Genomic DNA, 643 nt, shown 5'->3' on the forward strand with positions numbered 1-643 from the left:
AAGAGGCCAAGCCCGGCCTGTCGCCCGACGGGGCCGGCTTCGTCGCCTTCACCCTGGCTGAGCCGCCCGTGCCCGGCTCGCTGGAGATCACCTGGGCCGTGTCGCGCGAGACCAGCGTCAGCAGCGGCACCAGCGCCACCTCGGCCGGCACGGCGTACAAAGCCACGGCTGCCGGCACGACCAAAGTGCGCTACCTCCCCACTGTGGCCGCTTGATAGGAGCAAGGCATATGGGCTACGTCATCAACACCCAACCCTCGGCAGTCACCTCGGTCGAGCGCTCGGGCACCTCGAGTGCCAGCGCCACGCACACGGCCGCGCAGTCCTCCCTCACCCAGCTCACCCTCACGCGCACGGTCACCGACCACAGTGACGGCAGCGGCAACTTGTTCGGTGCCTACGGCACGGTGCTGTACCCGACCAAGACGGTCAATCTGAAGGTGGTCGGCGACTTCACGGAGAGCACCTACCAGACCGCCTACGAGACCGCCGATGCCTTCAGCCCCGCATCCGGCGCGGCCGGCAGCACCTCCGGCAGCCAGAAGGGCGGTGAAACCGGCAGCCAGACCTTCAAGGAGGTCTACGCGGCCAATTCGCTCGTCGTGCGCTACAAGACCGGCGCCGGCGTCACCGAGTCGCACACC

The 643-nt window shown here is 68.4% G+C and carries 2 protein-coding genes; both read left to right on the forward strand.

What is annotated here, in order from left to right:
* Positions 1 to 215: hypothetical protein (locus TBU01S_RS22770; protein WP_157659275.1), on the forward strand; the 215-nt coding region annotated here is incomplete at its 5' end.
* A gap of 14 nt (positions 216 to 229) precedes the next feature.
* The coding region (locus TBU01S_RS22775) for a hypothetical protein (RefSeq protein WP_157659276.1) at positions 230 to 643 on the forward strand (414 nt) is incomplete at its 3' end.

The sequence above is a fragment of the Thauera butanivorans NBRC 103042 genome (genome assembly GCF_001591165.1).
Taxonomy (GTDB): Bacteria; Pseudomonadota; Gammaproteobacteria; order Burkholderiales; family Rhodocyclaceae; genus Thauera; species Thauera butanivorans.